The 14317-nt window shown below is 59.7% G+C and carries 7 protein-coding genes; all 7 read left to right on the top strand.

All coding sequences use genetic code 11. From position 1 onward, the window contains the following. Positions 1 to 77 precede the first annotated feature (77 nt). Entirely contained in the window at positions 78 to 3398 is a 3321-nt protein-coding gene (locus ACYJRZ_RS21855) for a transglutaminase family protein (RefSeq protein ID WP_459462470.1), read from the top strand. Positions 3399 to 3411: 13 nt separating this feature from the next. Further along, the gene (locus ACYJRZ_RS21850; protein ID WP_459462468.1) at positions 3412 to 5829 is read left to right on the top strand and encodes a circularly permuted type 2 ATP-grasp protein; all 2418 of its coding nucleotides are present in this window, start codon (positions 3412 to 3414) and stop codon (positions 5827 to 5829) included. A 4-nt stretch (positions 5830 to 5833) separates the two neighbouring features. Beyond that, positions 5834 to 6712 carry a transglutaminase family protein gene (locus tag ACYJRZ_RS21845; RefSeq protein WP_459462466.1) on the top strand — a complete coding sequence of 293 codons (879 nt, stop codon included), beginning with the start codon at positions 5834 to 5836 and terminating at the stop codon, positions 6710 to 6712. Between the two features lie 146 nt (positions 6713 to 6858). Then, complete coding sequence (locus tag ACYJRZ_RS21840) at positions 6859 to 8067, top strand: vWA domain-containing protein (RefSeq protein WP_459462464.1); 1209 nt, start codon at positions 6859 to 6861, stop codon at positions 8065 to 8067. Positions 8068 to 8361: 294 nt separating this feature from the next. Next, the gene (locus ACYJRZ_RS21835; protein ID WP_459462462.1) at positions 8362 to 10824 is read left to right on the top strand and encodes a glycogen/starch/alpha-glucan phosphorylase; all 2463 of its coding nucleotides are present in this window, start codon (positions 8362 to 8364) and stop codon (positions 10822 to 10824) included. Continuing rightward, positions 10821 to 13028 (top strand): 1,4-alpha-glucan branching protein GlgB, encoded by a 2208-nt coding sequence (gene glgB, locus ACYJRZ_RS21830; protein WP_459462460.1) that lies wholly within the window; start codon positions 10821 to 10823, stop codon positions 13026 to 13028. The genes ACYJRZ_RS21835 and glgB overlap by 4 nt, the downstream gene beginning before the upstream one ends. Before the next feature lie 26 nt (positions 13029 to 13054). Next, the gene (gene glgC / locus ACYJRZ_RS21825) at positions 13055 to 14317 is read left to right on the top strand and encodes a glucose-1-phosphate adenylyltransferase (protein WP_459462458.1); all 1263 of its coding nucleotides are present in this window, start codon (positions 13055 to 13057) and stop codon (positions 14315 to 14317) included.

Genomic DNA, 14317 nt, shown 5'->3' with positions numbered 1-14317 from the left:
TCTTTCGCTGCATTGCACACACTGACTCAAGGGAACAGCAATCACCGCACAACGATGCGGGCTAGGCGAAGAGACATATGGCGATCAAGGCAAGCATCTACCATCTCACCCACTATAAATACGACAATCCGGTCCGCCTCGGCCCTCAGATCATCCGCCTGAAACCCGCCTCCCATTCCAAAACCCGCGTACTCAGCCATTCGCTGAAGGTCACGCCGTCGAATCATTTCGTCAATCTGCAGCAAGACCCCTACGGCAACTATCTCGCCCGCTTCGTCTTTCCCGATCCGGTGACCGAGCTGAAGATCGAGGTCGATCTCATCGCCGACATGACGGTCTACAATCCCTTCGACTTCTTTGTCGAAGAGGAAGCGACGAAATGGCCCTTCGACTATCCCGAGACCATTCGCGACGATCTGTCGATCTATATGAAGCCGGAAGAACCCGGCCCGAGGCTGAAAGCCTTCCTCGCCACGCTCGACCGCTCGGAACAAAAGACCGTCGATATGATCGTCGGCCTCAATGCGCGGCTGCAGCAGGAGATCGGCTATGTTATCCGCATGGAGGCCGGCGTCCAGACGCCGGAGGAGACCTTGGAAAAGGCGAAAGGCTCCTGCCGCGATACGAGCTGGCTGCTCGTTCAGGTTCTGCGCCATCTCGGCCTCGCCGCCCGCTTCGTCTCCGGCTATCTCATCCAACTCACGCCGGATCTGAAGGCCCTTGACGGTCCCTCCGGCACCGAGGTCGATTTCACGGACCTGCATGCATGGGCAGAAGTCTATCTTCCCGGCGCCGGCTGGGTCGGCCTCGATCCGACCTCGGGTCTTCTGACGGGCGAGAGCCATATTCCGCTGGCCGCCACGCCGCATTACCGCAACGCCGCACCGATCTCGGGCGGCTATTTCGGCGAAGCCAATACCGAATTCGATTTCGACATGAAGGTCGCCCGCGTCGCCGAGCATCCGCGCATCACCAAACCCTTTTCCGATGAAAGCTGGGATGCCTTGAACGCGCTCGGCGAAAAGGTTGACGCGATCCTCAAGGAAGATGACGTGCGCCTGACCATGGGCGGCGAGCCGACTTTCGTGTCGATCGACGATTTCCAGTCCGAGGAATGGAACACTGCCGCCGTCGGCCCGACCAAACGCGACCTTGCCGATCAGTTGATCAGGCGCCTGCGCGAGCGCTTCGCGCCCGGCGGCTTCCTGCATTATGGCCAGGGCAAATGGTATCCCGGCGAAAGCCTGCCCCGCTGGACCTTCTCGCTTTACTGGCGCAAGGACGGACGGCCGATCTGGCAGAACCCCGCTCTGATCGCCGAAGAAACGGCACAGACCGGTGCGGACTCGGAGCGCGCCAGCAAGCTCCTGAATGCGATTGCCAAAGAACTGGCGATCGAGCCTGACATGGTGCAACCGGCTTACGAAGACCCGGCTGAATGGATCGTCAAGGAAGGGAGCCTGCCGGAGAACGTTGATCCTTCCAATTCGAAGCTCAAGGACCCCGAGGAGCGCAGCCGTATCGCTCGTGTTTTCGAGCGTGGTCTGACGACTCCAACCGGCTACATATTGCCCATACAGGCATGGAACGCGCGTGCCGGCGGTACGCGATGGGTCAGCGAAAAATGGCGCACACGCCGCGGCAAGATTTTCCTTGTGCCCGGCGATTCTCCGGTCGGCTATCGCCTGCCGCTCGGCACGCTCCCTTATGTGCCGCCGTCACGCTATCCCTATATCCACACGGCCGATCCCTCCATTCCGCGCATGCCTCTGCCTGATGTCATCGTGCCGGCTGGCCGCACCATGCCAGAAGCTTCGTTCCAGGTGGATGAAAGCTCGCAATCGCGGGTCGAACAGACGCTCGGCGAAATCGGCGGCGCCGTCCGCACCGCGATCTCTGTCGAACCGCGGGACGGTCGGCTGTGTGTCTTCATGCCTCCGGTCGAAAAGATCGAACATTATCTCGAACTGCTGGCAGCGGCCGAGAATGCCGCGGCGGAACTTGCGCTGCCGATTCACATCGAAGGCTATTCGCCGCCACAGGACGAACGCATCAACGTCATTCGCGTCGCGCCTGACCCGGGCGTGATCGAGGTCAATATCCATCCCGCGTCGAACTGGCAGGACTGCGTCGACATTACGACGGCGGTTTACGAAGAGGCGCGGCAGACACGCCTCGGCACGGACAAATTCCTGATCGACGGGCGTCATACCGGTACCGGTGGCGGCAATCATGTCGTCGTTGGCGGCGCCAATCCGAACGACAGCCCGTTTCTTCGTCGTCCCGACCTGTTGAAGAGCCTGGTGCTGCACTGGCAGCGCCATCCCTCGCTCTCCTACCTCTTTTCCGGCCTGTTCGTCGGCCCGACAAGCCAGGCGCCGCGCATCGATGAAGCCCGTCACGACAGCCTCTACGAGTTGGAAATCGCGCTGGCCCAGGTGCCGGCGCCAGGGCGCGGCATCCAGCCGCTGCCCTGGCTGGTGGATCGGCTCTTCCGCAATCTTCTAACCGATGTCACCGGCAACACGCACCGCTCGGAAATCTGCATCGACAAGCTGTTTTCGCCGGATGGACCGACGGGACGCCTTGGTCTCGTCGAATTCCGCGGTTTCGAAATGCCGCCGAATGCCCGCATGAGCCTTGCCCAGCAATTGCTGGTGCGCGCACTGATCGCTCGCTTCTGGCGCAACCCGATTGATGGCAAGTTCGTGCGCTGGGGCACGACGCTGCACGATCGCTTCATGCTGCCGCATTATATCTGGCAGGATTTCCTCGACGTTCTCAACGATCTTCGCGAAAACGGCTTCGATCTGCGACCGGAATGGTTCCAGGCGCAGCTCGAATTCCGCTTCCCCTTTTGTGGCGAAGTCGAATACGAGGGCAGCAAGCTGGAACTGCGCCAGGCGCTGGAACCTTGGCATGTCATGGGCGAAGAAGGTGCGATCGGTGGCACAGTGCGCTACGTCGATTCGTCGGTCGAGCGTCTGCAGGTACGGTTCGAAACCGCTAATCCCTCCCGCTATACGGTGACCTGCAATGGCCGTCCCGTACCGCTGACGCCGACAGGGATGGCAGGTGTTTCGGTCGCCGGCGTGCGTTATAAGGCATGGCATCCGGCGTCAGGCTTGCATCCCGTGCTCCCCATCGACACGCCGCTGACCCTCGATATCTATGATACGTGGTCGCGCCGCTCGATCGGCGGCTGCATCTATCATGTTGCGCATCCGGGCGGCCGCAACTACGACACCTTCCCCGTCAATGGCAACGAGGCGGAAGCGCGACGTCTTGCGCGTTTCGAGCCTTGGGGGCATACAGCAGGTGGCTATGCCGTAAAACCGGAGACTGCATCGGTGGAATTCCCGCTGACGCTCGACCTCAGGCGTCCGGCGGGAATTTGAGACGGAACTGGGCATGAGTAGAAAACCGGCGACGGAACGGCGGGATGAGGTAAAGATCGGCACTGCCAAGGCGCCGGCCTTTGCCTATCGTCCCCTGCCGGGTGTGGCCGACGAAATGGTCGACAATACTGGCGCGGTCCGCCCAGTCTGGCAAAACTTCCTCTCGGCGCTGACGCGTATGACGGAAGAGGGGTTGACCGAGCGCTTCGCCCGTGCCGACCGCTATTTGCGCGATGCCGGCGTCTTCTACCGTGCTTACGGGACAGCGGGTGTCAGCGAACGCAACTGGCCGATTTCCCACATCCCAGTGCTCATCGATGAACGCGAATGGCAGGCTCTTTCCGAAGGCTTGCAACAGCGCGCCGATCTCTTGGAATCGATCATCGCCGATATCTATGGTGACAGCCGGCTGGTGAGCGAAGGGCTGCTGCCGCCGGCCCTGATTGCCGCCAATCCGGAATTCCTGCGTCCGCTTGTCGGTGTGAAGCCCGCAAGCGGCCATTATCTGCATTTCCTCGCTTTCGAAGTCGGCCGCGGTCCCGATGGCAACTGGTGGGTGCTGGCCGACCGCGCACAGGCGCCATCCGGCGCCGGCTTCGCTCTCGAAACCCGCGTCGCCACCACTCGCGCCTTCTCCGATATCTATGCCGAAACTAAGGTTCATCGCCTCGCCTCCTTCTTCGGCGCATTCCGCGATGCCCTGCTCGGTGGCAAGCGAAGTGGCGAGGGCCGCGTCGCGGTCCTGACGCCGGGGCCTGCCAACGAAACCTATTACGAGCACGCCTATATCGCCCGCTATCTCGGCTTCATGCTGCTCGAAGGCGAGGACATCACCGTCGTCAACGATCAGCTAATGGTGCGCACCGTCGCAGGCCTAAGGCCGATCAGCGTGCTCTGGCGCCGCCTCGATGCTTCCTACGCCGATCCGCTGGAGCTTAACCAGCATTCCCATATCGGCACGCCCGGCCTCGTCGAAGCACTGCGGGCGCAGACGGTGACCATCGTCAACGCGCTCGGCTCCGGCATTCTTGAGACCAGAGCGCTGCTCGCCTTCATGCCGACCATTTGCCGGCATCTGCGCGGCGAGGAGCTGAAGCTGCCCTCGATCGCGACCTGGTGGTGCGGCCAGAAGAGCGAGCGGGAACATGTCGCCGCCAACATCGAAAAGATGGTCATCGGCCCAGCCTATTCCTGCATGCCCTTCTTCGATGACAACGGCCAATCGGTATTGGGCTCGACATTGCGCAGCACCGCACGCGATTCGATCGCGGATTGGTTGGCGACAGAGGGCCACAAGCTGGTGGGTCAGGAGGTCGTGACACTTTCGACGACGCCGGCCTGGGTCAACGGCAGGCTGACGCCGCGACCGATGAGCTTGCGCGTCTTCGCCGCCCGCACGGAAAACGGCTGGCAGATCATGCCCGGCGGCTTCGCCCGCATCGGCAGCGGCGACGATGTCGCAGCCATTGCCATGCAGGCCGGAGGTTCGGCCGCCGATGTCTGGATCGTCTCAGACAAGCCCGTCGAGGCGCACACGCTGCTGCCGGCCGAAGAAACCTTCACTCGCAACATGCCGGGCAGCCTGCCAAGCCGGGCGGCCGACAACCTTTTCTGGCTCGGCCGCTATATCGAGCGCGCCGAAGGTGCGTTGCGCATCCTTCGCGCCTGGCATGGCCGTTTTGCCGAAGCGGCCGATCCGAACCAGCCGCTGCTTGCCGATGTCAGCGCCTATCTTGCCGCCATCGACATCGATACCAAGCAGGCCGTGCCGGAAAACCTGTTGCGCAACATCGAGAGCGCCGTCTATTCGGCAAGCAACATCCGCGACCGCTTTTCTCCCGACGGCTGGCTGGCGCTGAACGATCTCGCCAAGACGGCACGCCGCTTCAAGGAAGGGGTGAAATCTGGAGACGATGCCAGCCATGCGATGACGATCCTCTTGCGCAAGCTCGCGGGCTTTGCCGGTCTTGTGCATGAAAACATGTACCGCTTCACCGGCTGGCGATTCCTGTCACTCGGCCGCTATATCGAGCGCGGCCTGCACATGACGCGATTGCTCGGTCATATGTCTGGCCCCGATGCGCCCGACGGCGCGCTCGACATGCTGCTTGAAATCGGCGATAGCGTCATGACCCATCGCCGCCGATATAACGTCAATACCGCTCGGCTGACAGTGACGGACCTGCTCGCGCTCGATCCACTTAACCCGCGTTCGATACTTTTCCAGATGAACGAGATCCACCGCGAAGTGGAACAACTGCCGAATGCCTACGTCAACGGCCAAATGTCGCCTTTCTTCCGCGAAGCCATGCGCCTGCACTCGGGGTTGGCTGTCATGACGCCCGAAGCGATGACGGTCGAAGTTTACCAGCAGCTGGCGCGCGAACTGGAGCGGCTGTCCGACCTGCTGGCACGCACCTATCTCGGATGACGTAATGCTCTACGACCTTTCGCTTCATATGGGCTATATCTATGACGTGCCGGCAAGCGGCGCGCGGCATATATTGCGCGTCATGCCGCTCTCCCTACCCAATCGGCAGCGGCTGATCGCCGGCTCGGTGAAAATAACACCGGGACCGGACGAGCAATCCAACTTCACGGATTTCTTCCAGCATCCGGCAACCTCGATCCTCGTGCGCGAGCCGCACGAAAGGCTCGATATCCGCATGCAGGCACGCGTTCAGGTGGAGAGCCAGCCCGTTGGGGCGGACTTCTCGCCGCTGCTTGCCAAGCTGCCTGACGAGATCAATGATTGCTGGTCGATCGATCCATCTTCGCCCCACCATTTTCTCGGCAGCAGCCCGCGTTTGCCGGACACGAGGGAAATCGCGGATTACAGCAAACAGTGGAAATCGGCCAATCTGACGACCGTGCAGATCGCCCATGCGGTCTGTGCGCAGGTACACAAGGATTTCGTCTATGATCCGGAGGCGACGACAGTGGACACCACGCCGAGGGAAGCTTTTCGCCTCAAGCGCGGCGTCTGCCAGGATTTCACGCATGTCATGATCATCGCGCTTCGCAGCCTCGGCATTCCTGCCGGCTATGTCAGCGGCTTTCTGCGTACCATCCCACCGCCCGGCAAGGAAAGGCTGGAGGGCGCCGATGCCATGCATGCCTGGGTGCGCATCTGGTGCGGCGAGACCGCAGGCTGGATCGAGCTCGATCCGACCAATAATATTCCCGCCGGCACCGATCACATCGTCGTTGCCTATGGTCGTGATTATTCGGACGTTGCCCCTGTTATCGGCGTACTGAAGAGCTACGGCAACCAGGAAGCCGTTCAGGCTGTAGATGTAATTCCACTAAAATAGAATATACTTAAAGTAGTAAAAATCTGAAGCAAATCGCGCCAGATTATGTAGTTGGTTAAAAATCAACCGACCGCTTAAACCTTCAACTAATATCTGTAATCGATAGTCCCGCCATTCTTGAGACTGAAGCTCTTTTATAGGCGGACATGATGGTTGCCGGCTCGGATTTACTTCGCATTACAAAACAACTTCTACGAGATAGAGCCGGAAACTTCGGCATCCTGACGGCGATTGCCGTACCCGTGCTCGCTGTGGCAGGAGGTGTAGCGGTCGATGTCACGAATATGTCGCTGACACGCAGCCAGCTTCAGGAATCAACGGACGCCGCGGCACTCGCTACAGCAACGGCGCTCGCTGAAGGTAGTGCGACCACGACGACCGCCAAGGATATGGCCAATAATTTTGTCCTCGGCCAGATGTCGAATTATCTCGCCAGCGATGTGCAGGCTACGAATTCACTGAAAGCGGGCACCAGCACGACGGTAACAAAAACGACCGATTCCTCCGGGAATTCGGGTTACACGGTCGTTGTAAATGCATCCTATTCGATGTCTGTGAACAGCATGACCCGCCTGACCGGGCAGAGCTCCCTGAACATTTCTGCGTCCAGCACGTCAACCAGCGGTAAGACTACCGAAACCCAGAAGAATGCGCTGTCGATGGAGATCGCGCTCGATAAGTCCGGTTCGATGTTACTGAATACGGAAGTTATCGACACCACTCAGACAAGCTGTATTCAATATTATACCAAAGGGAATTATCTGTATCAGTATCCAAAGGCTCAGAGCCCTTGCTACGTCAAAAAGATTGCAGCACTGAAAACAGCGGTCGGCAGTCTCCTGGACCAGTTGGACGCGGCCGATCCTACCTCGCAATACGTCCGCACCGCAGCCATTGCTTGGAGCAGCGAAGTCGACAGCTACAGCAATCTCGATTGGGGAACAAAATCGACTCGTACCAACGTCGTCAGCGGGTTGAATGCTGAGGGCGGTACCGAGTCCAGTGCACCGATGACAATGGCTTTCAACAACCTCACGTCGGCTTCTGAAGCAGCTGCGCAGGCCAAAAAGAATAACAAGACTTTCCAGAAGTACATCATCCTGATGACAGATGGAGAAAACAACGACGCCAGCTCGGATCAGAAGACGCTGGCAACCTGCAATGCTGCAAAGGCCGCCGGTATCAGAATCTATACTGTTGCCTTCATGGCTCCGGCACGTGGCCAAAGTCTGCTGCAAAATTGCGCGACGAGTCCATCAAACTACTTTGCTGCGCAGCAGATGTCGGATCTGGTTGCCGCCTTCAAGACAATCGCCACGGAAACATCAAAGCAGATGACGCTGCTGACTAAGTGATCCAGCCGGCAATAGCGCGACGCAACCAAAGGTATATGAAAAAGAAAAAGCCGCGCGGGACGAGTATCGCGCGGCTTTTGTTTTTTCAATGCGCGGATAAGAGCCCGAAATATCACCGGAATCAAGTCTTTTCCCGTTTACCGGAAACCTTTCGCCGCAATTTTCGCATCTGCGCAACTCGCTTGTTGCAACTGCTTTACATCGGTGCGTAAACTGATAGTGAAACGGAAGGCAAATCGATTTAGTTTAGCGTAACACGCTGAATATAAATCACAAATGGCGAGAGTTGATAGTATGAATAACTTGACGAAGGCCGATCTCCCCGTTCCAGCGCCGCGCAGTTCCCGCCCGGAAATCCTTGCCGAAGAAATCATCGAGCGCCTGACATACCGCATCGGCAAGGACGCAAAGGTCGCCAAGCCACATGACTGGCTGACGGCAACGATCCTGGTCATTCGCGACCGCGTCATCGACAAATGGATTGAATCCACCCGCAAGGTCTATCAGACCGGTGCGAAGCGTGTTTACTACCTATCTCTCGAATTCCTCATCGGCCGCCTGATGCGCGACGCCATCTCCAATCTCGGCCTGATGGAGGAGATCACCAACGCGCTCGCTTCGCTGGGCGTCGACATCCGCGTCATCGCCGGCCTCGAGCCCGACGCGGCGCTCGGCAATGGCGGTCTTGGCCGTCTCGCCGCCTGCTTCATGGAATCCATGGCAACCGTCGACGTGCCGGCCTATGGCTATGGCATTCGCTACGTGCACGGCCTGTTTCGCCAGCAGATGGCCGACGGCTGGCAGGTGGAGCTGCCCGAAACCTGGCTGGCGCACGGCAACCCGTGGGAGTTCGAACGCCAGGAAAGCTCCTATGAAATCGGCTTCGGGGGCGCCGTCGAAACCATCGGCAGCCATGACGATCAGCCCCGCTACGTCTGGAAACCGGCCGAGCGCGTCATCGCCACCGCCTTCGATACCCCCGTCGTCGGCTGGCGCGGCAAGCGCGTCAACACGCTGCGCCTCTGGTCGGCGCAGCCGATCGACCCTATCCTGCTCGATGCCTTCAACGCCGGCGATCACATCGGCGCGCTACGCGAAAGCAACAAGGCCGAAAGCCTGACGCGCGTTCTCTATCCTGCCGATGCGACGCCCGCCGGCCAGGAGCTGCGCCTGCGCCAGGAATTCTTCTTCTCGTCGGCTTCGCTGCAGGACATCCTGCGCCGTCATCTTCAGCAATATGACGATCTGACCAATCTCGCCGACAAGGTCGCGATCCAGCTGAACGACACGCATCCGGCCGTCTCCGTCACGGAAATGATGCGCCTGCTGATCGATGTCCACGGCTTTGATTTCGACAAGGCCTGGGACATCACCAGAAACACCTTCGGCTACACCAACCACACCCTGCTGCCAGAAGCACTGGAAAGCTGGCCCGTGCCGCTGTTCGAACGGCTTTTGCCGCGTCACATGCAGATCGTCTACGCCATCAATGCCAAGGTACTGTTGGAAGCGCGCAAGCTGCGCAATTTCAGCGATACCGAAATCCGTTCGATCTCGCTCATCGACGAGAATGGCGATCGCCGCGTGCGCATGGGCAATCTCGCCTTCGTCGGCTCGCATTCGATCAACGGCGTTTCCGCGCTTCATACCGACTTGATGAAGGTCACCGTCTTCGCCGACCTGCACAAGCTCTATCCCGATCGCATCAACAACAAGACGAACGGCATCACGCCGCGGCGCTGGCTGATGCAGTGCAATCCCGGACTGACCAATCTCGTGCGGGAAACCATTGGCGACGCCTTCCTCGACGATGCGGAACAGCTGAAGCCGCTGGATCAGTTTGCCCGCGACAGCGCCTTCCAGGAGAAGTTCGCCGCCATCAAGCGTGCCAACAAGGTGCAGCTCTCCAACCTCGTCGCCAGCCGCATGGGTATCAAGCTCGATCCGAATGCGATGTTCGATATCCAGATCAAGCGCATCCATGAATACAAACGCCAGCTTCTGAATGTCATCGAAGCGGTGGCGCTCTACGACCAGATCCGGTCGCATCCGGAACTCGACTGGCAACCGCGCGTCAAGCTCTTCGCCGGCAAGGCGGCGCCGAGCTATCACAACGCGAAGCTCATCATCAAACTGATCAACGACGTCGCTCGTGTCATCAACAACGATCCCTCCGTGCGCGGCCTCCTGAAGGTCGTCTTCGTGCCGAACTACAACGTCTCTCTGGCGGAAGTCATGGTTCCGGCCGCCGATCTTTCCGAGCAGATCTCCACCGCCGGCATGGAAGCATCGGGCACCGGCAACATGAAGTTCGGCCTCAACGGCGCGCTGACCATCGGCACGCTGGACGGCGCCAATGTCGAAATGCGCGACAATGTCGGCGAGGACAATATCGTCATCTTCGGACTGCGAGCCGACGAGGTCGCGAACCTGCGCAGCGACGGTCACAATCCGCGCGCGATCATCGAGCGTTCGCGCGAATTGGCTCAGGCACTTTCGGCCATCGCCTCCGGCGTCTTCTCCCCTGACGACCGCAACCGCTATGCGAGCCTGATCGACGGCATCTATAGCCACGACTGGTTCATGGTCGCCGCCGATTTCGACGCATATGCCTCGGCACAGCGCGAAGTCGACATTCTCTGGGCCAACCCGTCGGAGTGGTACGCAAAGACGATCAACAATACCGCTCGCATGGGCTGGTTCTCCTCCGACCGGACGATCCGTCAGTATGCCAAGGAAATCTGGAGAGCCGGATGAAAAAGCCGAAAAAACCCGCTGACGGCACAAGCTTGAGGGATATTTCGGCAGGGGATATTGCTGCAATTCTCGCAGGCACGCATTCCGATCCGTTCGCTGTTCTCGGCGTACACAAGACGGATGAAGGCTATGTGGCCCGCTGTTTCATCCTTGGCGCGGAAGCCGTCACCGCCACGGCGCTAGACGGTTCCGTCATCGGCGAGCTCGAATGTCTTGATTCGGCAGGCTTCTTTTCCGGCGAGGTCAAACTCGCCAAGCAGCAGCCGGTCCGCTATCGCGCCAGGCGCGGTGATGCCGAATGGGCTGTGACCGACCCCTACAGCTTCGGCCCGGTCCTTGGGCCGATGGACGATTACTTTGCGCGTCAGGGCACGCATTTGCGCCTCTTCGACAAGATGGGCGCCCATCCGCTGAAACACGAGGGCGTCCAGGGTTTCCATTTCGCCGTCTGGGCGCCGAATGCGCAGCGTGTTTCAGTCGTCGGCGACTTCAACAATTGGGATGGCCGCCGTCATGTCATGCGTTTCCGCTCCGATAGCGGCATCTGGGAGATCTTCGCCCCCGATGTGCCGGCCGGTGTGGCCTACAAGTTCGAGATCCGCGGTCAGGATGGCGTATTGCTGCCGTTGAAGGCGGATCCCTTTGCTCGACGCAGTGAACTGCGCCCGAAGACGGCTTCGGTCACCGCCAACGAATTGCTTCAGGTCTGGGACGATTCCGCCCACCGCGAGCATTGGGCAAGCGTCGATCAGCGCCGTCAGCCGATCTCCATCTACGAGGTGCATGCCGGTTCCTGGCAGCGCCGGGACGACGGTTCGATGCTGTCATGGGACGAGCTTGCTTCGCGCCTTATCCCCTATTGCGTCGACATGGGCTTCACCCATATCGAATTCCTGCCGATCACCGAGCACCCCTACGATCCGTCCTGGGGCTATCAGACCACGGGCCTTTACGCGCCGACGGCCCGCTTCGGCGAACCGGAAGGTTTTGCCCGCTTCGTCAACGGCTGCCACAAGGTCGGGATCGGCGTCATTCTCGATTGGGTGCCGGCACATTTTCCGACCGACGAGCATGGCCTGCGCTGGTTCGATGGTACAGCGCTTTATGAGCACGAAGACCCGCGCAAGGGCTTTCATCCCGACTGGAATACGGCGATCTACAATTTCGGCCGCACCGAGGTTCTCGCCTATCTGCTGAACAATGCGCTCTACTGGGCGGAAAAATATCACCTGGACGGTTTGCGCGTCGATGCCGTCGCCTCCATGCTCTACCTCGACTATTCCCGCAAGCATGGCGAATGGATACCCAACGAATACGGCGGCAACGAAAATCTCGAAGCCGTGCGTTTCCTGCAGTCCATGAACACCCGGATCTATGGCGCTCATCCCGGCGTCATGACCATCGCCGAGGAATCGACCTCCTGGCCGAAAGTGTCGCAGCCCGTCCATGAAGGCGGGCTCGGCTTCGGCTTCAAATGGAACATGGGCTTCATGCACGATACGCTGAGTTATCTTGCCCGCGAGCCCGTGCATCGCAAATATCACCACAACGAGCTCACTTTCGGCCTGATCTACGCCTTCTCGGAAAACTTCGTGCTGCCGCTCTCCCATGACGAGGTGGTTCACGGCAAGGGATCGCTGATTGCCAAGATGGCAGGTGACGACTGGCAGAAATTCGCCAATCTGCGTGCCTATTATGCCTTCATGTGGGGCTATCCCGGCAAGAAGCTGCTCTTCATGGGTCAGGAATTCGCGCAATGGAGCGAGTGGAGCGAGGAGCGCGCTCTGGACTGGAACCTGCTGCAATACCGCATGCACGAAGGCATGCGCCGCCTCGTTCGCGATCTCAATTTCACCTATCGCAGCAAGCCGGCGCTCCATGCCCGCGACTGCGAGGGCGATGGCTTCGAATGGCTTGTGGTCGACGATTTCGAAAACTCGGTCTTCGCCTGGCTGCGCAAGGCGCCAGGCGAAAAGCCGGTTGCCGTCATCACCAATTTCACGCCAGTCTATCGTGAGAATTACACCTTGCGTCTGCCGGCTGAGGGGCGGTGGCGTGAGATACTGAATACCGATGCCGATATCTACGGCGGCAGCGGCAAGGGGAATGGCGGGCGCGTCCAGGCCGTCAATGCAGGCGGAGGCGTACATGCGATCATAACGCTGCCTCCGCTGGCGACCATCATGCTCGAACCGGAATTCTGAGATCACTACGGACAGGGAGGAATAAAATGGTAGAAAAACGTTTCCAGCCGCTGGCGCGCGATGCCATGGCCTACGTTCTTGCCGGCGGACGAGGAAGCCGCCTGAAAGAACTGACCGACCGCCGTGCCAAGCCCGCCGTCTATTTCGGCGGCAAGACCAGAATCATCGATTTTGCGCTGTCGAACGCGCTCAATTCCGGCATCCGCCGCATCGGCGTCGCGACGCAATACAAGGCGCACTCTCTGATCCGCCACATGCAGCGCGGCTGGAACTTCTTCCGCCCCGAGCGAAACGAGAGCTTCGACATCCTGCCGGCATCGCAGCGCGTTTCTGAAACACAGTGGTATGAGGGTACAGCGGACGCCGTCTATCAGAACATCGACATTATCGAGCCTTACGGTCCGGAATATATGGTCATCCTAGCCGGCGACCATATCTATAAGATGGACTACGAATGGATGCTGCAGCAGCACGTGGATTCCGGCGCCGATGTCACCATCGGCTGCCTGGAAGTGCCGCGCATGGAGGCCGTCGGCTTCGGCGTCATGCATGTCGATGACAAGGACCGGATTATAGATTTCGTCGAGAAACCGGCCGATCCGCCCGGCATCCCCGGCAATCCCGATTTCGCGCTCGCCTCGATGGGCATCTATGTCTTCCATACGAAATTCCTGATCGAATGCCTGAAGCGCGACGCGGCCGATCCGAATTCCAGCCGCGATTTCGGCAAGGACATCATTCCCCATATCGTCAAGAACGGTAAGGCCGTAGCCCATCGCTTCACACAGTCCTGCGTTCGCTCGGATTTCGAGCGTGAAGCCTATTGGCGCGATGTCGGCACGATCGATGCCTACTGGCAGGCGAATATCGACCTGACCGCCGTGGTGCCGGAACTCGACATCTACGACAAGTCCTGGCCGATCTGGACCTATGCGGAAATCAGCCCGCCGGCCAAATTCGTCCATGACGACGAGGACCGCCGCGGCTCCGCCATCTCCTCGGTCATCGCCGGCGACTGCATCATTTCCGGCGCGACCCTCTATAACAGCTTGCTCTTCACCGGGGTTCGCGCCAATTCCTACTCCAAGCTGGAAGGTGCCGTCGTGCTGCCGAGTGTCAAGATCGGCCGCCGCGCGCAGCTCAAGAACGTCGTCATCGACCATGGCGTCACCATTCCGGAGGGATTGGTGGTAGGCGAGGATCCGGAACTCGACGCCAAGCGCTGGCGCCGCACGGAAAGCGGCATCTGCCTCATCACCCAATCGATGATCGACAAGCTGGATTTGTAA

Source organism: Rhizobium sp. No.120 (genome assembly GCF_054558365.1).
The sequence above is the reverse complement of the archived record's forward strand: the minus strand, read 5'-3'. Positions and strand labels throughout refer to the sequence as shown.

What these genes read in the sequence shown, in the direction of transcription:
- ACYJRZ_RS21855 (WP_459462470.1), top strand. Translation starts at nt 78, where the DNA reads ATGGCGATCAAGGCAAGCATCTACCATCTCACCCACTATAAATACGAC.
- ACYJRZ_RS21835 (WP_459462462.1), top strand. Translation starts at nt 8,362, where the DNA reads ATGAATAACTTGACGAAGGCCGATCTCCCCGTTCCAGCGCCGCGCAGT.
- ACYJRZ_RS21850 (WP_459462468.1), top strand. Translation starts at nt 3,412, where the DNA reads ATGAGTAGAAAACCGGCGACGGAACGGCGGGATGAGGTAAAGATCGGC.
- glgB (WP_459462460.1), top strand. Translation starts at nt 10,821, where the DNA reads ATGAAAAAGCCGAAAAAACCCGCTGACGGCACAAGCTTGAGGGATATT.
- glgC (WP_459462458.1), top strand. Translation starts at nt 13,055, where the DNA reads ATGGTAGAAAAACGTTTCCAGCCGCTGGCGCGCGATGCCATGGCCTAC.
- ACYJRZ_RS21845 (WP_459462466.1), top strand. Translation starts at nt 5,834, where the DNA reads ATGCTCTACGACCTTTCGCTTCATATGGGCTATATCTATGACGTGCCG.
- ACYJRZ_RS21840 (WP_459462464.1), top strand. Translation starts at nt 6,859, where the DNA reads ATGATGGTTGCCGGCTCGGATTTACTTCGCATTACAAAACAACTTCTA.